Here is a 24,823-nt window from a genome sequence, read left to right as displayed (position 1 = left end):
ACATACGCACTTTATTCAGGTTATACTAATTTCAGAGGTGATGTTCTTTGCACAATGAAGGAGTTACGTTAACAAATGAGCATTGGCAAGCAATTATTCATAATGATTCTTCCTGTGATAGCAAATTCTTTTATGCTGTGAAATCAACCGGAATCTTTTGCCGGCCTTCATGCAAATCAAGAATACCGAATAGAAACAATGTACGAATTTTTCATCATGCAGAGCAAGCATTAAGTGAAAACTTTCGCCCGTGCAAACGTTGTAAGCCAAATGGGCTCACTTTACCTAATGAAGAGTGGATAGAACAAATTAAAAATTATATCGAAAAACACTTCGATGAATTATTAACTCTCGACATACTTGCAGAAATGTGTCATGGTAGCCCATTTCATTTACAACGTACTTTCAAAAAAACAACAGGAATAAGTCCAATAGAATATATACTACAATTCAGGATTGTTAAAGCAGCAGAACAGCTATTACAAACAAATCAATCCATTAAAGAAATTAGTACTGCTGTCGGGATAGAAAACCCCGAGTATTTCGCAACTTTATTTAAAAAGAAAACTGGATTTACTCCTACTGAATATCGAAAAAAGAAAGAAATGAAAGAAGGATATAATAATGATTTCCAACAAAAATAAATTTATTTATTGGACGCTACTTACACATAAGAATTGGCAATTTCATATTGCTGCAACAGAAAATGGGCTATGCTTCATTGGATCACAAGATGAAAATTTTGAAGAACTAAATATATGGGCTAGAAAAAAATTGCCACAATATATATTGGCCTGTAATCCAAATTATCTGCAATCATATGCGAAAGAAGTTACCGAGTATTTAGAAAGTAAACGAGAAACTTTTACATTCCCTATCGATGCTTACGGAACTGATTTTCAATTATCTGTTTGGAATACGGTACGTGAAATTCCTTATGGGAAAACATATTCTTATTCAGAAATTGCCGAAAGAATGCAAAAGCCTACGGCTGTACGTGCTGTTGCTACTGCTATTGCTGCCAACCCTCTTCTCATTACGATTCCTTGCCATCGTATTATTGGAAAGAATGGTAAACTAACTGGATTTAGAGGTGGATTAGCAATGAAGAAAAAATTGCTTACATTAGAAAAGTCGCAGGTAAAATGCATATGACAGCAGAACATACTAGCGCATTAACTTTAGTAGTTCCAACAGAATTTAGTTTCCAAGAAAATTTACGCTATCTATCACGTTCTAGCAATGAATGTATGTTCCACATTGAAGATAACAAAATTTATAAAGTGATCCCTGTTCAGGATGTAAATCCTTTAGTGGAAATTAGCATGAATACAGATGGAAATATTCAAATACGTTTTTTAGAAGAATTATATTCATCTGAAGAATCGATATGCGAAGCTGTAGCTCACTATGTGAAAGAGTGGTTTGATTTAACTACTGATTTAGCTCCCTTTTATACATTAGCTAAACATGATGTACTCCTTCAAAGACCAATTGAACAATATTATGGCCTTCGCACTTTAGGTATTCCAGACTTATTTGAAGCACTTTCCTGGGGAATTATCGGTCAGCAAATTAACCTCACATATGCTTATACACTAAAAAGAAGATTAGTCGAACACTTTGGAAGTTATGTAGAGTGGAATGATAGAAAACATTGGATATTCCCTTCTCCTGAAACAATTGCCAATTTACATGTAGAAGATCTCAAAAACTTAAAAATGACGACTAGAAAATGTGAATATATAATCGGTATTGCAAATCTTATTACAGAAGGAAAACTATCAAAAGAATCTTTATTGCAAATACAAGACGTGAAACAAGCTGAAAAACAATTAACTGCTATACATGGTATAGGGCCGTGGACTGCCAATTATGTTTTAATGCGCTGTTTACGATTTCCTTCCGCTTTTCCGATTGACGATGTTGGTTTGCACAATGCAATTAAATATATAACAGGTTCTGAAAGTAAACCGACTAAACGTGAAATAAAAGATTTTGCGGCAAATTGGACCAACTGGGAGTCTTACGCAACCTTTTATTTGTGGCGAGTATTATACTAAAAAACCAAGTAGCGCATCCGCACTACTTGGTTCTTTTTTAAGCTTGTTCTTCGAAGCGTCTTGCGATTTCCACAATAACTTGAACAGCTTTTTCCATCGTATCTACCGAAACATATTCAAATTTACCGTGATAGTTTTCACCACCTGTGAAAATATTCGGCGTTGGTAATCCCATATACGATAATTGTGATCCATCTGTTCCACCACGAATCGGATGAATGTTTGGTTCGATATTTAAGCTTTTCATTGCTTCATATGCAATATCAACAATTTCTCTCACTGGTTCAATTTTTTCAAGCATGTTATAGTATTGATCATTCATTTCTAAAACGACTGCATCTTGTCCATACTTCTCTTGCATTTGCTTCACAATATTTTCAACGTTATGTTTACGCATCTCAAAATTTTCACGTTCAAAATCTCGAATAATATAATACGCTTTACTTTGTTCAACATCACCATTTAATGAAAGTAAATGATAGAATCCTTCATAGCCTTCTGTATGTTCTGGTGCCTCTTCTACTGGTAAATGCCCATTAAACTCCATAGCAAGTTTAGTTGCGTTACGCATTTTATTTTTCGCTGTTCCAGGATGTGTATTCGTTCCGTTAAACGTTAACTTAGCACCTGCAGCATTAAAGCTTTCATACTCTAAACCACCTAATGGCCCTCCATCCATCGTATAAGCACATGATGCACCAAACGCTTCTACATCAAAATGCGCTGGCCCACGACCGATTTCTTCATCCGGCGTAAATGCTACTCTTATTTTCCCATGTTTAATTTGCGGATTATGTATTAAATAGTTCATTGCAACCATAATTTCAGTCAGACCCGCTTTATCATCTGCTCCTAGAAGTGTCGTACCATCTGTTGTAATAATCGTATGTCCTTTATATGATGGTAACTCTGGGAACTGTTCTGGTGTTAACACAACATTTAGCTCTTCATTTAACGTAATCGCATTGCCATCAAAATTTTCATGAATTTGTGGTTTTACGTTTTTCCCAGTAAAGTCTGTTGCCGTATCTAAATGTGCTAAAAAGCCGATTACTGGAACATCCTTATCCGTATTAGCAGGAAGTGTTGCCATTACATACCCATTATCATCCATCGTTACTTCTGTTAACCCAATCTCTTTTAACTCGTCCAATAATAACTTACCAAACTCAATTTGTCCTGGTGTTGTTGGTACTGTATGACTTTCTTCATTTGATTGTGTGTCAATCTTTACATATCTCGTAAATCTTTCAATAAGTTCTTGTTTCAAACTCATTCACTCCCTTTTATATTTCTTTCTCTATTATAATCCTTGAGACAAAATATTTTAACTTTTTTGACTGTGAATATATATATTTCATTTGTATTTTAGAAATTATAAATAACGGCTAAAAAGTCGTAATATTTGTACATTAAAACTTTTACATGTAATATACATAATTATACAATATGGGAGGTTTAAAGATGAGGCTAACCCTCTTTCGCTATTTTCTTTTTTTCTTAGGATTAATTTTTTTCGGCCTTGGAAATGCTCTTGCAGTCAAAGTTAAATTTCTCGGTTTACATCCTTGGGAAGTTTTAAACATGGCTCTCTACCAAAGGTTTGGATTGACGATTGGTACGTGGAGTGTCATATGTGGATTATGTCTCGTTCTCATTTCTTTACTAGTAGATCGAAAATATATAAATGTGGGTACATTTTTAAATGCACTACTTATCGGTCCCATTATGGACTTTTTCTTACAATCAAATATCCTTCCAAACGCTAATGATTTTTTATGGATAAACTTACTCATATTATTTGCTGGTATCGCAATTACAGGTATCGGGGGAGGGATGTACGTTGCGGCTGGAATTGGTGCTGGACCTCGCGATGGATTCATGCTTACTATTTCCGACAAAACAGGGCTGTCTATTAGCCGTGCTAGAATTATAGTAGAATGTGTTGTACTAGTTATTGGATTTATGCTAGGAGGTCCTGTTTTCATCGTAACTTTTCTGTACACCTTTATTCAAAGTCCAATCTTTCAACAATCATTTAAGATGTTTCAAACATTTTTACATACTTTACATAGTAAAAAGAACATTAGTGAACATATTTAAAGTACAGCTTAATCCAAATAAATTCACCCTATTTACGATTCTCAACGCAAATAGGGTGTTTCTTTTTTCATCTCACAGTTTAAGAATATATACTATTTATTCACAATAAAAGTATATACATCATCATAAATACAACCGTTTACTCTAACAACATACTTCCCCGGTTTACTAAAATGAATTGTGTATTTATTTAGCTGAATTGCTTCTTTATCCCCAGAAAGAACATCAATACTTCTACCACTCAATACATAAAATTCACTTTGATTCATCGTTACATCAATTGCATTGAAGTTTTCTTCTTTCACCGGCTGTATTTCTGCAGCGCTTACACTTGGTTCTAAAAACAGTAGTCCACTTAATCCAATCGTCCCCGCTAAAGCAACTCCCGCAAACTTTTTAATCTTTTTCATCACAATGTCCTCCTTATAAATTTTGTGTAAAGGTGATTTTCTCCTTTACACAACAAAGCCTATATGTAATGAAATGAAAAGTAAACGGGGACCGTAAGACAAAATTCTACATCTTTTTCTCCAATTGAATATAAATCCAGCGTTTGGAGTTTTGTCACATTAAAAATTGTTTACTTAAACCAACTTCCAATAATATTATTCAGAAACTGAATAATTACTTATTGATTTAAGATTCTAAAAATAGTTGATAAAGATTCTTTCTATCTCCTATCCATAATCTTTCTACATTCATTAATTGCTCATCCTTAAATTCCAACTTATATATGTCGGGCTTCGATGTATGTATAAGAAATTCAAACCCGTATTGCTTATCAAAGTAATTCATCATTAAAGTCATTACAAGCCCATGCGTACCAATTACAATTTTTTGCCCTTGAAAATCCATCAATATTTCCTTTAACACTTTCACTACCCGTCTCTGACAATCCTTATATGACTCTCCTTCCGTTAGTGTAAAATCGTGATTTGCGAACATCTTCTTTACAAGTGGATATACCTCTTTATCTGATATAATCTGATCCTCATTTGAAAACATACACTCTTTGAGATTTTCATATACTACTATTTCTTTTTCATAGAAATCAGCTGCTTTTTCTATCGTTAACATAGCCCGATTATAGGGACTGGAAATAAAAGTATCAATCCTCTCCTCTTTTAATATGTCAGTTACTCGACAGGCATCCATATGTCCCTTCTCAGTTAACCCACGCGTTCTTTCATTTCCTTCTAATTTTGATGATTCCCCATGTCTAACCATATAGATATATGTACTCATAATTCCTCCTCGAAAATATTCATTCGTCTTTTATAAACTTTGTTGATTTGTTCGTCTAATCCACTCGCCTACTAAACTCTCGAATACTTCAGGTTGTTCAATTTGTAAATTATGCCCTGCCATATCTAACACCGCTAATGTCGCTCTTGGATAATCCTTATAATGTCTTGATAACCTACCAATAGGAATACACGTTACTATTTTATAACTTTCCAGAATATAACTTCAAATTTTATTTTTCAGATTTCAAACAAAAAAGCCTTCCATGAGTGTATCCCTCAAAAGAAAGCTCTTTTACGTATTTCGTCCTACTTGAACTTCAAGCATCATTACACATTATTCTTCTAGTTTCATCAACACAATTCTCCAACCATCTGGATCCTCTATCGTTATCCCCTTATCTTTCCAGTATGGATTTTCAGGATCGACCTCATCATATCCCAATGCATGCAGCCTTTTACTCACTTTTTTCATTTCACTATCTTCACTCATATAAAATACGAGTAAATTATCTTTTGTCGGAGCTGGACATGGGCTCCCATCTATATGTCTTGTAAATTCTAGATGATACTCTTCATCTGGGAGTCCAAACATGACCCCATCATAGCCTTCATGATCGTAGAATTCACCTATACGCTTTAAGCCTAATCCTTTTTCATAGAATTCCATAACCTTTTCAAACCGATCAGTTGGACGCGCTATTCGAAACTTCACCCAATTCTTCATGCTTTTCCTCCCATACTAAAAATTTCATCCATGCTTACGTATTATTGTATATACGTAACATCCTTTTGAAATCCCTCATTAGTATGAGAATAGATACATACAAAAGTTTAGTTCATACTTTATAACAAAAACATTTTATATAAAATTGAATGTATTATCTTTATGCAATTATGCATATTCACTTGCGAACTATTAAAAAACCTATAGAATTCAAAGGATGACTAAATATACAATTCCCATTTAAAATCTTGATAAAGTACATATTATTAAAAACAACACTTTTTTAATTTTAAGAAGTATTACACTTTTTAACACTTTCCTTATAAACATGATTTTTATAAGGAAATCTGATACAATTCTTAAATAATATTATTATGTATAGATATTACGAATATAGTGCATAATTAAAGAAGGTGATTTTATTGAAATTAAATAAAAATTTACAACTATGTATATTAATTGGGACATTGATATGCTATTCAATCTATTTTATGTTTTTTTATCTGCTCCCTACTCATTTTTCAAATTCAGACGTACGCTTCGCTTCTCTTATTGTTGAAGCCATTACATTTGTATCACTCATTTACTCTATATATTCTAAAAAAGTTAGTTCAAATCCGTTTTGGATATGTATCACAATAGCAATTGGGAGTTTTTTATTAGGAAAAATAGTATATACATATCAAGATAGCTTCTTCGAAATTCCCATACATCGTTTTACTATTTCTGATGTATTTTACATGTTTTTTCTACTCTTCTGTCTTATCGCTTTCTGCTATAAAATCTTAAAAGAATGCGATAAATGGGAAAAAGCGTTCTTTATTTGTGATATATGCATCGTACTTACTTCCATATTCACATTGGAGTGGTATTTATTTAATCAACCAAATTTAAATATATTCTCTCTTTCACTAGGAGATGTTTTCCTTTCATTTCTATATCCAATTGCAGATTTATTATTTCTTCTACTAGGCGTTAGTCTCATTTTCCGTCCAACAATTTTTAATTCCAAACGGAAAATTTATATCTTTATTTTTGTATTAATAAGTTCTGCAACTTTTAACTATATTTATTTTTACTTAAATAACCATTTATCAACAGAAACGATAACATTATTACGTCTTTTATATAGAATACCTATATTACTTATTGCAATAGCTGGTTCTATTTCAGATGATTATAGTAGCACTAAAAATTACTTTATTGTACACCCTAAACTAGGAAAAAAAGTTTTAGTTGTATTCCCCTATCTTGCCGTTACAATACTAATCGGGTTTACACTAAAAGAACAAACAGCATCTTCAACTCTCATTACAGGAAATTGTATTACTTTTATTTTCGTACTCATTCGTCATTCTATTGTACGTATGCAAAACAATTCCCTAACAAAACGTTTACAAGCATTTAATGCTCAACTAGAAGAAAAAGTTACTTTACGAACTTCTGATTTAGTTTATAAATCAGAGGCTCTATCTCAGAAACAACAAAAATTCAAATCACTATATGAATATCATCCTGACCCTATTTTTACGATTGATTTAAATGGAATCTTCTTAAATGTAAATAAAGCTGGAAGTATGTTACTGGGAGCACCAACGAATGAGTTACTCGGTGAAACTTGTTTTTCGATTATTTTAGAAGAAGATAAACATAAACTAGCATCTGCATTAGAAAAAGTGAAACAACAAGAATCGGCATCCTTACAACTTAGTTCTCAATATAAAGATGGCTTTACTTATTTTTTATACGTTACCATTGTCCCTATTATGATAGACGGACAAATTTCAGGAAGTTATATTATGGTGAAAGATATTACTGCACTAAAAAAACAGCAAGAAGAAATAAAATATTTAGCATTCCATGATACTGTAACGAAAATTGGGAACCGTGCCTTTTTCCATAAGAAATTAATAAGAGTTATAAAAAATGCTAGAACAACAGACAGTGAGTTCGCATTATTATATTTAGATTTAGATCGCTTTAAAGCAATTAACGATACACTGGGACATTCGTCAGGAGATTACATATTAGAAGAAGTAGCAAAGCGATTCCAATCCTGTCTTCCATCACATACTCATCTGTCAAGAATCGGTGGCGATGAATTTACAATTTTAATTGAAAACTATACGGACGAAGATTCCTTATTCCAATTATGTAACCAGTTATTTGAATGCATGGAAAAGCCGTTTGTCATACATGAGCATACATTAACTTTATCACTAAGTATCGGCATCGCAATTTATCCACATTCCGGAATCGATACCGCTACACTTCTGAAAAACGCTAATGTTGCAATGTATGATGCAAAGGCAAAAGAGCTTAACTCTGTCTCTATTTATGACGATGTAATCGCTAAAAAAATTGAAAGACGATTACGATTAGAAAAAGATTTACCAAACGCAATACAAAATGAAGAATTATTCCTTTTATACCAACCTCAAGTTGATAGTGAATCTAATAAAATTATTGGTGCAGAGGCTTTAATCAGGTGGAATCATCCTGAATTAGGCGTTATTTCTCCATACGAGTTTATTCCGATTGCAGAAGAAACACTACAAATTATTCCAATAGGAAAATGGACATTAGAGCAAGCTTGCGAGCAAATGAAACGTTGGCATGCACTCGGATATTCACATTTAAAAATAGGTGTAAATTTATCTGCTAAAGAATTTGAACAAGAGGATTTTGTAAAGTCTATTTCTTCTACTTTAGCAAATACAGGTTTACCAGCAAGTTCTCTTGATCTTGAGTTAACAGAGCGAATTGCAATGATGGATGAGCGAGAAACATTGATAAAATTGCGCACACTAAAAAGTTTAGGGATTCACATTTCAATCGACGACTTTGGTACAGGCTATTCTTCGCTAGCTTACTTACCTTTATATCCAATCGATACGTTAAAAATCCCAAGAGAATTTATTACAATGTCTGAAACATGTGACGATGGAATGGAAATTATTAAAACAATCATCACATTAGCAAATACATTAGGAATGTCTGTCATTGCTGAAGGGGTAGAAACGAAAGAACACGTGAATTTCCTTCAAAAAAATAAATGTCAGTTTATTCAAGGTTACTATTACAGTAAACCTATTCATACTAATGCATTTACTGAGCTATTAGAAAGTGGAATTCACCCATAATACATAGCTAATCAGGATAAGTAATAATGAATTTGAACAACTATAGTAAAAAGGAAAGAAGATACCTTCTTTCCTTTTTACTATTTAAATTTCTATTACTGCACCACTTCATTTATTATATCTATTAATTGATGAATCCCCTCATCATTTGTTTTCATATGGCCAGTCATGTTTTGAATATATCTCTCCTTATTTGCATACAACTTATTTACTGCATGTATGAATACATTCATACTTACTTTGTCTTGGAGTATAACTTCTGCATATCCTTGCCGAGAAAAATATTCAGCATTTAAAACTTGATCTCCCCTACTGGAACTGTTAGTTAGCGGGATAAGCAACATTGGTTTCTTCAAGAATAGCAATTCAGAAATAGCAGTAGAACCCGCTCTCGAAACTACAACACTCGCCATATTTAGTATATGCGGCAACTCTTCCCCTATATATTCAAATTGCATATAACCTTCCATACCAATAGATGAATCCACCTTCCCTTTACCGCACATATGAACAATATTAAAATTTAATAGTAATGTTTCCAAACTTTCCCTTACCATATCATTTATCCATTGAGCACCTTGACTCCCACCCATAATTAACAATACTGGTTTATCTTGCTGAAATTTACAATAGCTTCTTCCACGCAATACGTTGCCCCTCTCAATTTCTTCCCTTACAATTGGTCCTACATAAACCTTCTTCTCATTACTTACATTTTCTCCTGTCTGAGGAAATGTTGTGCATAGTTTTGTAGTAAAAGGTAATGCTATTTTATTTGCTAATCCTAACGTACTATCTGGTTCACGTATTATTACGGGTACTTTATTCATCCACGCTCCTATTACTACAGGGACGGACACAAACCCTCCTGCCGAAAAAATAACATCTGGTTTTATTCGTTTCATCAATTTATAACTTTGCATGCAACCTTTTATTATTTTAAAAGGATCTTTAAAGTTCTCCCAATCCCAATATCTCCTAAGCTTTCCCGTTGAAATACTATTGTATTTCACATTTTGAACTAATAGTTTTTCAATTCCATTTTGAGATCCAATATACTCAACTCCCCATCCTTTTTCCATAAATTTAGGAATCAATACCATATTAATCATTACGTGTCCGGCTGTACCGCCCCCAGTAAAGAGAATCTTTTTATTCATAATTTATATCCACCTTTATCATTAAAAATCTTGTTTTATACTTATCTATTAAATGTAAGTAAACTTACTATTATTTATATAAACATTTAACTCAAATCCTATATCCTGCAAAAAATCTTTAATGAGATCATAAAAATCATTTCCATACTCACTACATTCATACTGAGCAAAGACTCGAATTACAGGCCTAGTTCCTGTACCTATTACTGGATTTTTCCTATCATCCTTTTTACCTTCCACATAGGCTCGACATTTATTTATCGCCTCATAGATACACAAAACATGCTCTTCCTCATCTTCCCAGTCCAGCGTATCAACAATTACAAAAAATAGCGTATTTTGATTATCTATTGTTTTATAGCCATTCATATATTTCTTACACCCTTTTTATTTTTCATTGAATGCAGATTTCACTACACTTCGCATACTCGAGTACATCTTTTAATGATTGATGGAATTGAATTTCTGGGACCCAACCTAACCTTTTTATATCCTCTATTACTAAACTCTCATTTGATTCGCTCCCACTATGCTCTGCTTCTTTTATGGAAAAATTCAGCTGAGTTAATTCTTTGTATTGTTCTAGTACATCTAATAAAGACCGTTTTACCCCTGATCCAATATTATATTGTTTTCCATTTATTCCATCGCGTAATAACACATGATACGCTTTAACCGCATCACGTACATCTAAAAAATCCCTACTATCTTTCAAACTATTTACTTCAATAATTGCTTCACTTTTATTCGACTCTATAGTTATCATTTTTTTTGCAAGAATAGAACAAATACCATTCGATACTCCTGGACCAATTAAATTCGAGGGCTTTGCAATGATAATATTTGAATTCATTAATTCACTCCACGCCTCTGCAATAATGACTTGCATCGTTTTACTTAAACTATATGGATTTGAAATTTTTATGTTGTTCATACTATCTGCTTGCAAAGCAGATCCTATAACCAATGTTCTACAATGAGGTGCTTCTTGCTTAATTGCTTCTAATAAATATAATGTCCCTATTACATTAACCTCTACATATTCAAGAGCAGCTGTCCAAGACTCTATCACCGAATTTCTTCCTGCTAAATGCAATACATAATCTGGCTTTATTTGTTTCATTACCCTCAATACTTCGCTCTTATTAGTTAAATTACAAGTAATACCATTCCCAATTATTTCTTTATGTGCACGATTTTGAAACATAGGAATTACATGAAAGCCCTGCTCTAAAAAATATTGGCAAGCATGGCGTCCTGTGAAACCATTTGCACCAGTTATTAAAAGGCTAGCATTTTTTTTCATCGTAAAAACCCTCCTTTTAATAACATTTGTTTCACTTCATGTTTTGCAAGTAAGTCTTGTTGAGAACTAAAACTCTTCACATCCACAAGCGGATAGCTAGCATAATATTCTTGAAGCCCTTCTATAGGAATAGTCGGTAGTACCACAAAATAATTTTGATCAAAACTTATACTTGTTTTACTCTCTACCTCAGATAAAAGCATTTCACTTAATTTTTCACCGGGTCTCATCCCTACTTCTTTTACCTGCACGTTTTCCTTTTTCGAATCTTCAATTAACACTTCTGCTAAATCTGTTATTTTACATGCCGGCATTTTCATAACAAAGATTTCCCCACCTCTACCTTGATATACGGCTTTAAATAACAATTCAACAGCATCTTCAATCGTTAAGAAAAATCTAGTCATATTTGCATCGGTAATCCCTACTTGTGAAGATTTTTTAATTTGTTTTTTAAACAGTGGTACCACACTTCCGCTCGTCCCTAAAACATTTCCACCACGAACACAAATGAATTTTGTTTTCTTCGTTTGTACATTCGCATGAACCATTAACTTCTCACCAATTGCTTTTGTCATCCCATACGTATTTGATGGATCGGCTGCTTTATCCGTTGAAACATATATAACTTTCTCAACTTGCATCTGTATAGATGCTTCAATTACATTTTGTGTACCATGTATATTGGTTTTTATAGCTTCATACGGATAATACTCACATACTGGAACATGTTTTAAAGCTGCAAGATGGAATACATAATGTACACCTTGGCAAGCATAGGCTAGTTGATCTTTATCACGAATATCTCCAATAATAAATTTTAATCTATCATCATTTATAAACTGTTGCTGCATTTCAAACTGAACCGTTTCATTTCTTGAAAAAATCCTAATTTCTTTCGGTGATTTTTCTAATAGTTGTTTTATAAGTTCATGTCCCCACGAACCTGTACCACCAGTAATTAAAATTATTTTATTTAGCATTTCTTTTCCTCCTACTACACATTTCAATTAAAATTGTATTTATAAAATTCATTGAATTATTTTCAATTGATTTAAATCATAATCGTCGTTTGTTACATTTAATTGACAAAATAAAAAAACAGAAACTATTAAACATAGTTTCTGTTTTTCATTTCACCTCACAACAGTAAGATTTTTTATGCTTTTTGTATGATAACTAAATTCTTGTAAAAAACACCGCTCATTTATTTCTTATACTCGTAATAAAATAAATAGAATGATTCATAGCCAATAATCATGTTTAATTTTATGAAAAAGGGAGGTAATGGAATGTACCGAAGCAATTCAAATCATACATATAACGGACTTTCCAAAGCCCTGCCTCTCTCCCTATTTGATGTAAAAAATGAATTGAAACAAAAAAGCAAACTTATTCATTCTGGCACGATGTATAAATTAACGCAAGAAGAGCAATTCATCCTCAACAACATAAAAATACAAACAGAACAGCTAAATAAAAATAATGTGACAAGGACACGCGCATACTACCAATTTTACATTCAATATCCAGAAATACATTGGGCACTACTTGGGCATATGGTATCACGTAACGGCGGTTGGAATATGACTGATTTGAAGGGCGATTTATATACGAAAATTTTATCAGAGAAAGATCAAATCACATTTTTTTCTTTTTTAGAAAGAGGGAATTGGCTTATTTTCCAAGATGTATATCCTCAATTTCTGCTTTATGAACAAAGTGTAAAAAGAGCACAAAAACTATTTCACCTTCTCCCTCACCTAAATGTTTCTACATTTATGGAAACGATGTGGAACGATTTTTGGAAAACGGGTAACAAAAAAACATTAGCCATTGCAACTATTATTAATGAACAAAACTACTTAGAAAAAAGAGTGATACAAAATATACAATTTCAAAAGACTGTACTTAATAGTATTGGATTTAAACTCTTTGATTTCTTTCAGTTTAATCATATCCTTTTCCCATTCTACGAAAATGATAAGAAACACAAAGTATTACTATTTGGTGATACAATGAAACATTTCACTTCCTTACACGAACGAATCTTAATTGGAAAAAGGTTGTATTCATTATTATTTCGAGACACACATGTTTTATCTCAAATAATAAGCTGGGCCCAGCACCATCCGCATACAGGATCAAGGAAAGATTACTGGCCTCATTTATTTTCAAGTGTAAATGAATCTTTTTCCCGTGAGTTTTATAAGCGTCGAATAAAGAAATGCCAGTTGCGTAGTGGCGCTCATCGTATATACAGTCCTGCACTCATCTATGCATGGCGAGATATGAAGCATGAAGAAGTTGACAGTGAAGATTGGTTTACGGACTGGCAAGTTGTAAATTACTTAGTAGATAAGGAGGAAAATATAAATGGACAAATTACAGAAGACTACTGTAAAACGCTCGAAAAAATTGAACTCGCCATTCTTGCAAAGAAAAACGTCCTTCTTCGAGAAGAAGAATAACCTTTTCGCATTAGTCGTTCCAATCTTACTCTCTTCGATGATTGGAACTTGCTTAGATGCTTTCTTCGTTGCGAAACAAATGTATTCCTTTCCGGTTAGACCGTTCTCATCCATATTTTCAGTCAACATTGGCTTTACTTTGTTTGTACTACCGATTTTAACAACGATTTTCATACAAATTTCAAAAACATTATCTGCAGTTTCTAGAATTCTATTTATTATTTCAATAGGTATTTGTGCTAGTATTTTTGAACAGGTTGCTGAAAGATTCGGTTTCTTTATTCATAGTGTGGGTTGGAATCATACATATTCTTTATTTGGCTATATGATTTTCTTTTCTTTTATTTGGAAAGTATATCATTTCATAATTAATAAAAAAGAATACTAAAAGGCTAACAAACATTTTAGTACTCTTTTTTATTATGTTTCACATACATATTATTACGCATATAATTCGGATAACTCAATTATTTTATTAACAATACTTTGTTCATCTGTTTTTAAACATGTGGACGCATGGCTCACTAATACTTCATGACTCCCAACACAAATACTTTCCTTAGCGTGTATAAACATTGACAAATCGTTTAAATCATTACCAAACACTACGAATTCCCTCTCTTTTATTCCTAGTCGTTGTAACCCCATCCATTTATCAATATTTTCAGGGCTTATATCTACAATTCCCTCATTATCATGTTCATAAATACGTATAGGAAGTTCTTTCAACATATTCATAATATATGCTTTTTGAACATTATCAGGAAATAATACTACCTTTACTACTTCCTTAATTTCATCAATATGTACATTATTAGCCAATTGATTAGGGTCTATGTTTTTGTAGATAGGGTGATTCTCGCTTCCTGTATAAGAATAATTCCAATGACTATCTATCAAATATGAAAGGCTATGTTTCTCTATTATTGAATGTATAGCACTTACCGTTCCAGGATTAAAAGTTATAACTTCAATATTCTCCTTTCCCTTTGCAATAAATGCACCATTCCCACCAATCATTGAATAATGATGCATATGACTTGGTAGCACCGGTAATAAGTCCCTAATCGGTCTGGCTGATGCAAATATAATCTCATGCCCTCTACTTTGACATACGTCTAGTGCCTGAATTATCCCTTTCGTTACTGCGTTCCCTTTAAAACAAATCGTACCATCAATATCAAAAATAAATTTCATATACATCACTCCTTTCTTTTTAATGTATATGAATTATTTTATAATAGACAGGACAGATGTCCCAAAAGGAGAAGCATTATGCAAAATATTGTAGATAATACCTTATTATTAAGCTACTTAAATAACGAGTACATAAAGAAGCTATTCCAACAATTCAATCATCCATTTGAAATCCGTAGATATGAAGCGAAAGAAGCTGTATTACACGAAGGCGAAACGATTGATGGCCTATATATTCAAATGTCGGGGCGTACAAAAATAACCTCAAGTGTAATTACAGGTAAAGCATTATTACTAAGATTTTGTTCTGCCGTTTCTATCATGGGAGATATTGAATTAATTCAGTCCGTAGATATACAATCTCATGTAACCTCTGAACAACAGACTGATTTTCTTTTCATCGATAAAAATTATGTAACAAGTTACTTATTACACGATGTAGTCTTCCTTCAAGAGCTCATTCATCACGTCACTTATAAACTACAAACCTGCACAACGGCTTCACGTATCAATTTACTAGCTCCTGTGGAAACACGCTTTGCTAGTTATTTATGTACAGCCCGAAATCCATCTCATTTATTTGGGCGCGAAATTCATACTAAAGATCATCATGAAATCGCCTCATTAATTGGGACAACTACCCGTCATCTTAATCGAGTCATCGAAAAACTAATAGCTGACAATATAATTCATAAAAATAATAAACAAATTGTTGTTGACGATTGGAAAGCTATTGATACCCTTTCAAATGGATTACGATATGAATAAAAAATTTAATAATTATATAGATTCTTCCTATAATAAAGAGACCGTTTTTACAACGATCTCTTCTTAAGCATAATCTTCAGTTATTGCTAATGATGCGGGATTTTGAAGACTTTTTGAACGTAAACGGTAGGCTACGATTTTCTTCTTATATTGCTTGATTACATCAACATGTTCCTCATAGCTATATAGAGAAAACCTAATCTCTTTATTCCCTTTCTTCGTGTTAATAACGATCGGTGTCCCTTCCCCGTGCGGCGGGAAATAATGTTTATCTAAAAATAAAGCTTCATTAAATTCATGAATAACTTGTAGTTTCATTTCTCCCTCTATATTTTTTCCATCTATCGATATAGAGGTATTCTCTTCCTCAAGTTTTTGATGTAATTCAAATCTACTAATAATTGATTCTACAACAGAAGTTGGCATACTAGAAACTAGTACTTTAAGAGCGCCAAAAATAAATAAAGTAACTATAAACCATGTTGTCATTTTCTCATCTCCATTACATGTTAAAATAAAAATTTCGTTCCATACGGTATAAATATACTAATGAGTATTCCTGTTACGATCATCGTCACCGAACCGATTGTTGCCTCTTTCTCGCCTTCCTTCACGAGACGGCTCACACCGATAATATGTGATGCGCATCCCATCCCCACTCCTTTTCCAATCGTACTTGTTATTCGGAAAAACTTAAGTACTGTCGGTCCGATTAGAGCACCTGTTATTCCTGCAACAACTACGAAACTAGAAGTCATAGATGGAATACCACCAATTTGATCCGCTAATGATATAGCGATAGGCATCGTCGCTAATTGCGGCAGTGTCGTTAATATGAGTTCCTTATCTATATTTAACATACCGCCAATCACTACATTCATACTCGTTAAAGCCACTATACCTACAGCTACGCCGATAAGTATCGACAAAAAGTTTTTCATAAGTATGTTTCGCTCTTTAAATAATGGTATCGCTAACGCTACAATTGCAGGACTCAATAAACCGGAAAGAATATTCCCCCCATTTTCCCTATACTCTTGATGAGAAATACCAAAAATCAAAAATAAGCAAATCATACTTGCTGTAACTGTTAGCACCGGTAACGTAAAAGGAAACGGAATTTTTTTATATAACTTTGTCGCCAATACATACATTACTACAGTAATAATAATTAAGACCATTTGCATCTTGCACCTTGTCGATTTTATTTTTTTGATGTTACTAATAATTGACTTATATACCCTGAAACAATCAAAGTTACTACCGTGCTTACAACTACTAAAAGAAATATAACACTCCCTTTACTGAAAAGAAAAGACCCGTATTCCATCAGCCCTGTTGTCGAAGGAATTAGAAATAACGGTAAAAAGACAATTAATTTTTCCGCCCCTTCCTCAAACCACTTTAATGGTAAAATACGAGTAGAAAGGAGTAGAAACAGCATTAACATCCCAATTAAACTTCCTGGCATTGATAGATGGAATTCTCCCTGAATCCACGTACCAACTAAACTAAATACATATAGCACGCCTACTTGAAGTAAAAGCGTCACGTACTTCATTTCTTTCCCTCATTTCAATATTACGCATCTCTATTATGAAATCTCATTTAACGTTTCCGCGAATCTCGTCATTCCCAGCTGAATTTGTTCGATATCTACTCTCCCAAAAGTAAAACGAATATATTCACTTTTAGTACCTAAAACACTTCCTGGGACAAACGCTACACCATTTCGTATAGATTCACCTAATAAATGATATTCATCAAACGTTCCTTGCACTTTGCACCATAAATGTATTCCACCCTCTGGAACAAAAAATCCAACCTGGTCCCCCAATATTTCTTCAAGCTTTCTAATTAACACATCTCTTCTTTCTTTCAATTGTTCACGAAGCATTGTAATATGTGCATGAAAATCTTCTGATTCTAAAAATTGATTTGCCACCCACTGCGTAAATACGCTATGACCAAAATCAACTTGCTGCTTCGCATCTGCTAAACGTTCTATTACACGCGTTGGGCCAATTACCCAGCCAATACGTAATCCTGATGCAACAATTTTTGATAATGAACTTATATAAAGAACATTCCCGTTTTGATCCATTGATTTTAATGTTGGATTCACTTCTCCATTAAATGAAGTTAAACTATACGGATCATCTTCTACAATCGGTATACCAAATTCAGAAGACAGTTCTAAAATCTTTTTACGTCTTGCTAATGAAAGCACAGTTCCCGTTGGATTTTGATAATCTGGATTCAAAAATACCATGCGAATACGATGCTTTTTATGCAAATCAATTAAGTCATCTGGATTCATTCCATGCTGATCCACAGGTAGATGGAATATTTGTAAGCCCGCGGATCTAAACATCGGCAATGAAAAACAATACGACGGATCTTCAACTGCAATCGCATCGCCAGGTTTTAATAAGCATTGCACGATAAGATTAAGTGCCTGTTGTGCGCCAGATGTAATAAGGATAGAATTCGAATCTGCTTCAATTTGTTTATATTGCTGAACATGTGCTGCAATTGTTTTTCTCAACATTTCATTTCCAAGTGGATGGTCATAACCTAGGTTTTCCATAAATGTTTTCTCCGACAAAATCGTTCGGAATCTATCACTTGGAATTAACTCTGGTGACAATTCACCACTTGCTAAATTAATTAAGTCATCTTTTTGTGTTTCCGTTCGAATTTGTTGAACGAGTGGCACATTAGGTAAGAACGATCCATCCTCAACGTACCTACCCCAGTTCGGTATTCGTTTATGTGAAACACCCCATATGTCTGTATTCACCCGTGTTCCGCTTCCTTTTTGCCGTTCTACTACTCCAAGTGATTTTAATTCTTCATACGCAGCTACTATTGTACTCCGGTTCACCTGCAATTCTTTTGCTAACATACGCTCAGAAGGTAACTTGCTGTCAGAAGGAAACTCACCTGAAGAAATACCCCTTTCAATATAATCAGCTATTTGTTTATATACAGGCGTCTTATCTGTACGATTTGGTTTCCATTCCATCTTGTTGCCCCCTCCCTTATTCAAGTAATAATAGTATGAATCAGTCCCATTTTCTTATCCTTAAATGAATATATCCAAAACGGTTCTTCCTCTAACCATTCAACTGTTTCTCGCACACCTTTTTCATACTCTCTTTTTAGCTCCGTTACTTTCGTCGCAAATTGAGATGCATGCGCTTGCAACGCCTCGAACTTTTTGGGAACATATTCTTTCACTTCATTTTTAAAATGCGGAGGGCCTATTTCCGCTTCATGATTATTTGAAAAAGCTACCGCATAAAATGTTGGTCTTTTATTTTCCGGAATATTAGCTAACGCCTCGGCTACCGCTTCTCCTGTTGCATCATGATCTGGATGAACTGCATATCCCGGATAAAAAGAAATGACCAATGAAGGGTTCAATTCTTCCACACAGTTTTGTATGACACGTCTTAACTCTCCAGGAGTTTCAAATTCAAGAGTTTTATCACGGTATCCCATCATACGCAAATCTTTAATCCCTAAAATATTTGTAGCCTTCTTTAGTTCTTTTTCTCTTATTGCATATAATGATTCACGTGTTGCAAAAGAAGGATTTCCCATCGCTCTCCCCATTTCACCTAACGTTAAGCAAACATAAGTAAGCGGAACATTTCGCTGCGCATAAGCTAAAATTGTACCTGCCACGCAATACGACTCATCATCTGGATGCGGAAAAACAATTAAAACGTGACGTTCATTTTTTATCAAAATCATACTCCTCCATCATATACAAACCTTTTCTTTCAAAATTATTAAATCACTACCGCATACCATGTTACCCCTACAAGTAGGACGAAAAGAAGGAGAATATAAATAGTTGATAAGTTTTTCACATTTCTCTTTGTAGACTTGCCGTAATTCTCCTCCACATTTCGTGCTACTAGCACGGTGCCGAACAGCGATCCAATTACAATAATAACGACTAGTGAAATTGCAAAACTCATTGTATTTTCACCTCTCTACAGACAATCTATTTTAATAAAGAACTTTCTCTTTAAAACGTTAATAACATACTACCTTTCTTCTCTTATCATAATGGATGTTTGCAAAAAACGGACCAACCACTTTTGTGTTTTTTTGCTCATCCACTTTAAAAATAAAAAGCAACTGATCACTTATGGTCAGTTGCTTTTTTACAGGATTATTTATATTGATTTTCATTTAAAACTAATCCGATTTAAAAGTTTAGTCTTTTCATAATGAAACATCAATTGAAATAACTCGATAATTGTTCGTTTACAAGATACACTGTATTTTCAATAAGAATCGACGTATTTTATCGCTTCTTACTCTCATCATCTTTATTCTTTTATTAATGACTTATTTGTTCTTATAACTTCTTGATACAGCAATGGTGACCACTTTTCATTTATGTAGTCTTGAATTATCCAACCTACTCTTGTAGGACTCTTTTGTTTTATATAGTTTGCAATTTCAGGATTTATATAAGAGGCATAGTAATATGGACTATTCCATGCTGTACCACCTGAAGACAAGCTTGTAAAATTAACATATAGGTGATTTAAATCCTCACTATTATTCATCGTTTCATTAATCGTATCTTTAATAGATTTTACTTTCTCATCATAACTCACTTTATATTTATCTTGTACTGTTACATTTACATTTTGATTTACAGTTGTCGTAAACGTCTCATTATCTGGCCAATAAAAATTATTATATCCTCCAGATTCATTACTACCACTATATCTTTTTAATAGTACAATTTTCCCACGAGCATCTCCAAGTTTTATATTTCCTTCTGTTTTTAAAAAGATAGGATCAACAAAATAATTTTTTTCAAACGTATTACTAAAGGAACCTTCTGCCCCTTTCATATCCTCATACTCTTTTTTTAAAGACATAATAATCGTTTCACTTGGGTTATCTTTTAAAAATTGTTTCGCTTCGCTTATGAATTCATGCAATGTTACATAAAGATATAATGGCCCATGATGAAGAACTATCGTATTATCATCTGTTAAACGTCCTCTTATATCAAAAATACGAGCTCCATGATCCATTTGGTAACGAAAATCATATTCTTGCGTCATTCCCCATACTTGCTTAATTGGATTTTGTAATTTGAACGTACCACTATCATGTGTTCCTGGAATTGAAATTCGTGCTAATGAGATGTTATCAGGTATAGGTTGCATCCATTTTGACCAATTTTCAAACTCATTAACAGAGCTAGCTGCAACGACTCGCTTATCATGTAAAGCAAATACAGATGTGATAAATATCATACTACATATGAATAATTTCAAAGTAAACTTCTTATTGCTCACTATTATTCCTCCTTTTTCCGTTTTATATTAAACTTATTGAATATAATATAAGCTAGTTCATAAAAAATAAATAACATTTTATCAATATGAAATATTGCATAGAAGTAAAGTTAAAAAATCATTCACATATACTGAATTAGAAAAATTTAAAGGAACTTCATCTGAAGTCCCTTTTGTTTATTTTATGTTCAATACATATGAACCATCTTTATTCTCATACTTATAGACATATAAATAATATTTACCTGGCTTTGCATTATAAGTTCCTTTAACTACATTCCCTTCATTTTCACCATATGCTACATAGTTGTTTAAATCTGATTCATGATGAAGTACCCATGTCATTCCAATGTTTTGTTCATTTAGTAGAGAAATTTTAATATTTTCGGGTGAGTCAATTTGGAAAGTAAATACATCTACCTTATCACGATTATCTAGTTTTCCTTTCATTGGTGTATGAAAGGAGACTTTATTTGCCTGTCTACGTTCATTATTTGGTTCATTTTCTGTTACTTGTAACTCGTTCCCACCGTTCGGTTCTCTTCGTTCATACCCTAAATCTACTAGTATAGACTTCAAATCTGGTAAAACACCAATTTTATCTGAAGATGGATCTTTAGATCTCGTTCCAGTGTTACGGTTACTTAATATCGTTCTTAATTCACTTGGTCTATATGGTTGTCCTAAATTTTCTTTAGCAATACTTTGTACTAAAGTCGCTGCTCCTGCGATAATGGGTGAAGCACTAGATGTTCCACTAAAGCTTGAAGTATAAAGATTTACAGCACTTCGACTTTGCTCGGCTGTAGTTGTATCTACATTTTCTCCCCACCCGTACACATCAATCCGACTTCCATAATTTGAAAACCACATACGCTCATGAGGGAAAGATGAAGAACCCGCGCCTACCATAATTGCACCTGAATCTTTAAAATCTTTACTATTACGATTTAAGACTTGTTTACCATTTCTATCTTTAAATTGATCTAAGTCATTCCACCCATTTGCTCCAGCTTCTATAATGACAACACCTTTATCTGTACCAGCACGAATCGCATCAAAGATATCTGGTTGTATTTCAACAGGTAAATATTTATCACCATATCCATCAAAGGAAGCTTGTGCCTCTAATAATAAAACATCCCCAGCTTCTAACTGATTTACAGCACTTAATATTGCATCAGCTGTATTATACTGTCCGTTATCTCTTATTTGAGAAATCACTTTCGCTTTTGCTTTTGGCGCAATCCCAATATTCCCAACCTCATTATCCTCAGAGGATACAATCCCTAGTACAGACGTTCCATGTCCAACATGCTGATCTATATTTCTTCCAGACATTAATTCAATATTTTGATGTATTAAATCCTCATGATCTAATAGCCATCCATATTCCATATCAACAAAGGTTATATCACTTCCATTACCACCTTGGACTCCCCAGGCAAAAGGCGCATTAATACCGTATGGTGCCGCATCAAGGTAACCTTGTTTTTTATATCTAGGATTGTTATTAGGATTAAAAGATACACTTAATGGTTGTACTTCCGGTGGCGTTATTTTTTCTTGTTTCTTCACATACACATCTTCTATTAAAGAAGATGTCTTTAACTTATCTACTAGTTCTTCTTCCTGCTCACCATTTTGAGTTTGAAGAATATAGTAGTTTAATAAACTTGTAGATACATTATTAGGTGCTTTCACTTCAAGGTTTTGTATTTGTTCCGGGCTTACAGATGTGAATAAACGATTAAATGTTACATCTGGATATTCTGCAAAAAAATCTTCTAGTACTTTATCGTTCGTTTGAGATTGTATTTGTTTTTCAATACCATCTTCATATGGCAATTTCAAATCCGCTCTGAATTTTACAATGATTTGCTTATCTGTTTCTTGTTCTATTCCTAATTTACTCTGCTGTTCTACAGAATCAGCATTTACAATATTGACAGTGTCCCCTATTCCTAAAAATGTTGAAATAATTACAGCTGAAACAGATATTCTTTTAAATACATTCATTACATCACTCCTCCTATTAATAACATTCAATCATTATATTAATCTATAATGATTTTATTTATATAACATATTCTCTTTCTACTAAATAGATTATAGTAATCAGCAATATGAACTTCAATGTATTTTCATATGCAATATTTCATATTCGGACTCTACACTACATAAATGAGAAACTTATAATGATTATTTATTTTATATGTGCTAATATACATGTATTAAGATATTGCGTATAGACATTCTGAACTATATTACTTAACAGTTTCACCTTATTTTTGCTAGGAGGATTTACAATGAAATTATTAAAAATAAAACATATAATCCCTATATCTGCAGCAGCACTTACATTCATATGTCATCAAGGTACAGCTGAAGCTTCTACCATTCATACAGTAAAAAAGAATGATACACTTTGGGGCATTAGTAAACAATACGGAGTTTCAATACAATCCATTAAACAGGCTAATAATAAAGGAAACGATCAAACTTTTATTGGTGAACAGTTAAATATTCCAGATTCCACGAACTCAAATGAAATCTCTGTTCGTCAAAATGCTAGACCTGCGAACATTTCTGGACAAATTATTTATCAAGTACAACAGGGAGATTCATTAGAAAAGATAGCAAAGCATTACAATGTTACCGTTCAATCTATACAACAAATTAACAATACAGTCGGAAACAAGCTTTATACAGGACAACATTTAAAAATTAACTCAAGCATTTCAGAAAAAGAAAAAGACTTAATGGCACGCTTAGTTACCGCTGAAGCAGGTGGCGAATCCTATAAAGGTAAAGTAGCTGTAGCAAAAGTTATTCTAAATCGTGTAAATGCAAAAGGTTTTCCAAATACAATAACAGGCGTTATTTATGAACCTATTAAATACGGATATGCCTTTACTCCTATTACAGATGGAAGAATTAATCAGCCTGCAAGCCCAGAAGCAAAAATGGCAGTAGAAGAGGCTATCTCCACAAATGGAATACATTCTGATTGGCTTTATTTCTATAATCCGAAAACATCGACAGACAAATGGATTACGACACGCCAAACAGTAGCAGTAATCGGTAACCACGTCTTCGCTAAATAACATATAAAAAAACAGACCTCTTCACTTAAAAGGTCTGTTTTTTTATATGTTACATTTTATTAATCATATGACATAGTGATCATTTAAAACTATTTCTTCTTTCAAATAAAAACATTTGTATTTACTCCACCACTCGAAGAAATTAAAAAAGCATTAAGTTCAAAAACTCCCTCTTTATGAATAAAAGCTATTTCT

The 24,823-nt window shown here is 33.1% G+C and carries 26 protein-coding genes and 2 pseudogenes; 9 read left to right on the top strand and 19 right to left on the bottom strand.

Annotated elements, in window-relative coordinates; genetic code table 11:
- Positions 1–47 precede the first annotated feature (47 nt).
- From MR115_RS22845 to MR115_RS22835, 3 genes are read left to right on the top strand one after another with little or no spacing between them, the layout of a single operon-like run.
- Entirely contained in the window at positions 48–644 is a 597-nt protein-coding gene (locus MR115_RS22845; protein ID WP_242242894.1) for a bifunctional transcriptional activator/DNA repair enzyme AdaA, read from the top strand.
- Positions 625–1,155, top strand: a complete 531-nt coding sequence (locus tag MR115_RS22840; protein WP_242242893.1) for a methylated-DNA--[protein]-cysteine S-methyltransferase — start codon at positions 625–627, stop codon at positions 1,153–1,155. The genes MR115_RS22845 and MR115_RS22840 overlap by 20 nt, the downstream gene beginning before the upstream one ends.
- Positions 1,152–2,063: a DNA-3-methyladenine glycosylase 2 gene (locus tag MR115_RS22835; protein WP_242242892.1), complete on the top strand. Its 912-nt coding sequence runs from the start codon at positions 1,152–1,154 to the stop codon at positions 2,061–2,063. The genes MR115_RS22840 and MR115_RS22835 overlap by 4 nt, the downstream gene beginning before the upstream one ends.
- A 37-nt stretch (positions 2,064–2,100) precedes the next feature.
- On the opposite strand, the gene pepT is transcribed toward MR115_RS22835, so the two are convergent.
- Entirely contained in the window at positions 2,101–3,333 is a 1,233-nt protein-coding gene (gene pepT, locus MR115_RS22830) for a peptidase T (RefSeq protein WP_242242891.1), read from the bottom strand.
- 194 nt (positions 3,334–3,527) lie between these two features.
- Between pepT and MR115_RS22825 the strand changes: the two genes are divergently transcribed.
- Entirely contained in the window at positions 3,528–4,166 is a 639-nt protein-coding gene (locus MR115_RS22825) for a YczE/YyaS/YitT family protein (RefSeq protein WP_242242890.1), read from the top strand.
- Between the two features lie 92 nt (positions 4,167–4,258).
- Here the strand turns inward: MR115_RS22825 and MR115_RS22820 are convergent, their stop codons facing one another.
- The 4 genes and pseudogenes from MR115_RS22820 to MR115_RS22805 all read right to left on the bottom strand — a co-directional run bounded on the left by MR115_RS22820 (position 4,259) and on the right by MR115_RS22805 (position 6,137).
- Positions 4,259–4,576 carry a hypothetical protein gene (locus tag MR115_RS22820; protein ID WP_242242889.1) on the bottom strand — a complete coding sequence of 106 codons (318 nt, stop codon included), beginning with the start codon at positions 4,574–4,576 and terminating at the stop codon, positions 4,259–4,261.
- Between the two features lie 226 nt (positions 4,577–4,802).
- A complete protein-coding gene (locus MR115_RS22815) occupies positions 4,803–5,411 on the bottom strand; it encodes a histidine phosphatase family protein (RefSeq protein ID WP_242242888.1) in 609 nt (202 codons plus the stop codon).
- Between the two features lie 30 nt (positions 5,412–5,441).
- Positions 5,442–5,590, bottom strand: a pseudogene (locus MR115_RS22810) (alpha/beta fold hydrolase); the annotation flags it as partial.
- A 157-nt stretch (positions 5,591–5,747) separates the two neighbouring features.
- Complete coding sequence (locus MR115_RS22805) at positions 5,748–6,137, bottom strand: VOC family protein (protein ID WP_242242887.1); 390 nt, start codon at positions 6,135–6,137, stop codon at positions 5,748–5,750.
- Positions 6,138–6,559: 422 nt separating this feature from the next.
- On the opposite strand from MR115_RS22805, the gene MR115_RS22800 reads away from it, so the two are divergent.
- A complete protein-coding gene (locus tag MR115_RS22800; RefSeq protein WP_242242886.1) occupies positions 6,560–9,280 on the top strand; it encodes a sensor domain-containing phosphodiesterase in 2,721 nt (906 codons plus the stop codon).
- A 95-nt stretch (positions 9,281–9,375) separates the two neighbouring features.
- Here MR115_RS22800 and MR115_RS22795 read toward each other — a convergent pair whose 3' ends face one another.
- Genes MR115_RS22795 through MR115_RS22780 form a run of 4 tightly spaced genes read right to left on the bottom strand, consistent with a single transcriptional unit; the run spans position 9,376 to position 12,729 of the window.
- Positions 9,376–10,440, bottom strand: a complete 1,065-nt coding sequence (locus MR115_RS22795; protein WP_242242885.1) for an undecaprenyldiphospho-muramoylpentapeptide beta-N-acetylglucosaminyltransferase — start codon at positions 10,438–10,440, stop codon at positions 9,376–9,378.
- Between the two features lie 48 nt (positions 10,441–10,488).
- Entirely contained in the window at positions 10,489–10,809 is a 321-nt protein-coding gene (locus MR115_RS22790; protein WP_242242884.1) for a DUF6572 domain-containing protein, read from the bottom strand.
- Positions 10,810–10,834: 25 nt separating this feature from the next.
- Entirely contained in the window at positions 10,835–11,746 is a 912-nt protein-coding gene (locus tag MR115_RS22785) for an SDR family oxidoreductase (protein WP_242242883.1), read from the bottom strand.
- Positions 11,743–12,729, bottom strand: coding sequence for a UDP-N-acetylglucosamine 4,6-dehydratase family protein (locus tag MR115_RS22780; protein ID WP_242242882.1), 987 nt, complete (start codon positions 12,727–12,729; stop codon positions 11,743–11,745). The genes MR115_RS22785 and MR115_RS22780 overlap by 4 nt, the downstream gene beginning before the upstream one ends.
- A gap of 309 nt (positions 12,730–13,038) precedes the next feature.
- Between MR115_RS22780 and MR115_RS22775 the strand changes: the two genes are divergently transcribed.
- Both MR115_RS22775 and MR115_RS22770 read left to right on the top strand, forming a co-directional pair.
- Positions 13,039–14,217: a DUF2515 domain-containing protein gene (locus MR115_RS22775; protein WP_242242881.1), complete on the top strand. Its 1,179-nt coding sequence runs from the start codon at positions 13,039–13,041 to the stop codon at positions 14,215–14,217.
- A complete protein-coding gene (locus MR115_RS22770; RefSeq protein WP_242242880.1) occupies positions 14,123–14,605 on the top strand; it encodes a CBO0543 family protein in 483 nt (160 codons plus the stop codon). The genes MR115_RS22775 and MR115_RS22770 overlap by 95 nt, the downstream gene beginning before the upstream one ends.
- Before the next feature lie 53 nt (positions 14,606–14,658).
- Here the strand turns inward: MR115_RS22770 and MR115_RS22765 are convergent, their stop codons facing one another.
- On the bottom strand, positions 14,659–15,414 hold the full coding sequence (locus MR115_RS22765) for an HAD-IIB family hydrolase (RefSeq protein ID WP_063260381.1): 756 nt from the start codon (positions 15,412–15,414) through the stop codon (positions 14,659–14,661).
- 78 nt (positions 15,415–15,492) lie between these two features.
- Between MR115_RS22765 and MR115_RS22760 the strand changes: the two genes are divergently transcribed.
- Entirely contained in the window at positions 15,493–16,182 is a 690-nt protein-coding gene (locus MR115_RS22760) for a Crp/Fnr family transcriptional regulator (RefSeq protein ID WP_061678160.1), read from the top strand.
- A gap of 63 nt (positions 16,183–16,245) precedes the next feature.
- On the opposite strand, the gene MR115_RS22755 is transcribed toward MR115_RS22760, so the two are convergent.
- From MR115_RS22755 to MR115_RS22715, 9 genes and pseudogenes are all read right to left on the bottom strand, one after another.
- Entirely contained in the window at positions 16,246–16,671 is a 426-nt protein-coding gene (locus MR115_RS22755) for a YfmQ family protein (RefSeq protein WP_061678161.1), read from the bottom strand.
- Positions 16,672–16,691: 20 nt separating this feature from the next.
- The gene (locus MR115_RS22750; protein ID WP_242242879.1) at positions 16,692–17,363 is read right to left on the bottom strand and encodes an LrgB family protein; all 672 of its coding nucleotides are present in this window, start codon (positions 17,361–17,363) and stop codon (positions 16,692–16,694) included.
- A 23-nt stretch (positions 17,364–17,386) separates the two neighbouring features.
- Complete coding sequence (locus tag MR115_RS22745; RefSeq protein ID WP_242242878.1) at positions 17,387–17,743, bottom strand: CidA/LrgA family holin-like protein; 357 nt, start codon at positions 17,741–17,743, stop codon at positions 17,387–17,389.
- A 33-nt stretch (positions 17,744–17,776) separates the two neighbouring features.
- Positions 17,777–19,210 (bottom strand): MocR-like pyridoxine biosynthesis transcription factor PdxR, encoded by a 1,434-nt coding sequence (gene pdxR, locus MR115_RS22740; protein WP_242242877.1) that lies wholly within the window; start codon positions 19,208–19,210, stop codon positions 17,777–17,779.
- A 20-nt stretch (positions 19,211–19,230) separates the two neighbouring features.
- A complete protein-coding gene (bshB2, locus tag MR115_RS22735; RefSeq protein WP_242242913.1) occupies positions 19,231–19,935 on the bottom strand; it encodes a bacillithiol biosynthesis deacetylase BshB2 in 705 nt (234 codons plus the stop codon).
- Between the two features lie 47 nt (positions 19,936–19,982).
- On the bottom strand, positions 19,983–20,174 hold the full coding sequence (locus tag MR115_RS22730; protein ID WP_061678165.1) for a hypothetical protein: 192 nt from the start codon (positions 20,172–20,174) through the stop codon (positions 19,983–19,985).
- A 213-nt stretch (positions 20,175–20,387) separates the two neighbouring features.
- Positions 20,388–20,500: pseudogene (locus MR115_RS22725) on the bottom strand (GntR family transcriptional regulator); the annotation flags it as partial.
- 31 nt (positions 20,501–20,531) lie between these two features.
- A complete protein-coding gene (gene plcA / locus MR115_RS22720) occupies positions 20,532–21,521 on the bottom strand; it encodes a phosphatidylinositol diacylglycerol-lyase (protein WP_242242876.1) in 990 nt (329 codons plus the stop codon).
- Between the two features lie 177 nt (positions 21,522–21,698).
- Positions 21,699–23,540: a S8 family peptidase gene (locus MR115_RS22715; protein WP_242242875.1), complete on the bottom strand. Its 1,842-nt coding sequence runs from the start codon at positions 23,538–23,540 to the stop codon at positions 21,699–21,701.
- 290 nt (positions 23,541–23,830) lie between these two features.
- On the opposite strand from MR115_RS22715, the gene MR115_RS22710 reads away from it, so the two are divergent.
- Positions 23,831–24,628, top strand: coding sequence for a cell wall hydrolase (locus tag MR115_RS22710; protein ID WP_242242874.1), 798 nt, complete (start codon positions 23,831–23,833; stop codon positions 24,626–24,628).
- Positions 24,629–24,823: the final 195 nt, after the last annotated feature.

Source organism: Bacillus cereus group sp. BfR-BA-01309, from assembly GCF_022664315.1.
Classification (GTDB): Bacteria; Bacillota; Bacilli; order Bacillales; family Bacillaceae_G; genus Bacillus_A; species Bacillus_A mobilis.
This window is presented reverse-complemented; position numbering and strand designations above follow the sequence as displayed.

Bases quoted from the DNA above. Each gene is read 5' to 3' on its own strand.
- MR115_RS22840 (WP_242242893.1), top strand. From the start codon at position 625: ATGATTTCCAACAAAAATAAATTTATTTATTGGACGCTACTTACACAT.
- MR115_RS22835 (WP_242242892.1), top strand. From the start codon at position 1,152: ATGACAGCAGAACATACTAGCGCATTAACTTTAGTAGTTCCAACAGAA.
- MR115_RS22825 (WP_242242890.1), top strand. From the start codon at position 3,528: ATGAGGCTAACCCTCTTTCGCTATTTTCTTTTTTTCTTAGGATTAATT.
- MR115_RS22820 (WP_242242889.1), bottom strand. From the start codon at position 4,576: ATGAAAAAGATTAAAAAGTTTGCGGGAGTTGCTTTAGCGGGGACGATT.
- MR115_RS22815 (WP_242242888.1), bottom strand. From the start codon at position 5,411: ATGAGTACATATATCTATATGGTTAGACATGGGGAATCATCAAAATTA.
- MR115_RS22805 (WP_242242887.1), bottom strand. From the start codon at position 6,137: ATGAAGAATTGGGTGAAGTTTCGAATAGCGCGTCCAACTGATCGGTTT.
- MR115_RS22795 (WP_242242885.1), bottom strand. From the start codon at position 10,440: ATGAATAAAAAGATTCTCTTTACTGGGGGCGGTACAGCCGGACACGTA.
- MR115_RS22790 (WP_242242884.1), bottom strand. From the start codon at position 10,809: ATGAATGGCTATAAAACAATAGATAATCAAAATACGCTATTTTTTGTA.
- MR115_RS22785 (WP_242242883.1), bottom strand. From the start codon at position 11,746: ATGAAAAAAAATGCTAGCCTTTTAATAACTGGTGCAAATGGTTTCACA.
- MR115_RS22780 (WP_242242882.1), bottom strand. From the start codon at position 12,729: ATGCTAAATAAAATAATTTTAATTACTGGTGGTACAGGTTCGTGGGGA.
- MR115_RS22775 (WP_242242881.1), top strand. From the start codon at position 13,039: ATGTACCGAAGCAATTCAAATCATACATATAACGGACTTTCCAAAGCC.
- MR115_RS22770 (WP_242242880.1), top strand. From the start codon at position 14,123: ATGGACAAATTACAGAAGACTACTGTAAAACGCTCGAAAAAATTGAAC.
- MR115_RS22765 (WP_063260381.1), bottom strand. From the start codon at position 15,414: ATGAAATTTATTTTTGATATTGATGGTACGATTTGTTTTAAAGGGAAC.
- MR115_RS22760 (WP_061678160.1), top strand. From the start codon at position 15,493: ATGCAAAATATTGTAGATAATACCTTATTATTAAGCTACTTAAATAAC.
- MR115_RS22755 (WP_061678161.1), bottom strand. From the start codon at position 16,671: ATGACAACATGGTTTATAGTTACTTTATTTATTTTTGGCGCTCTTAAA.
- MR115_RS22750 (WP_242242879.1), bottom strand. From the start codon at position 17,363: ATGGTCTTAATTATTATTACTGTAGTAATGTATGTATTGGCGACAAAG.
- MR115_RS22745 (WP_242242878.1), bottom strand. From the start codon at position 17,743: ATGAAGTACGTGACGCTTTTACTTCAAGTAGGCGTGCTATATGTATTT.
- pdxR (WP_242242877.1), bottom strand. From the start codon at position 19,210: ATGGAATGGAAACCAAATCGTACAGATAAGACGCCTGTATATAAACAA.
- MR115_RS22730 (WP_061678165.1), bottom strand. From the start codon at position 20,174: ATGAGTTTTGCAATTTCACTAGTCGTTATTATTGTAATTGGATCGCTG.
- MR115_RS22715 (WP_242242875.1), bottom strand. From the start codon at position 23,540: ATGAATGTATTTAAAAGAATATCTGTTTCAGCTGTAATTATTTCAACA.
- MR115_RS22710 (WP_242242874.1), top strand. From the start codon at position 23,831: ATGAAATTATTAAAAATAAAACATATAATCCCTATATCTGCAGCAGCA.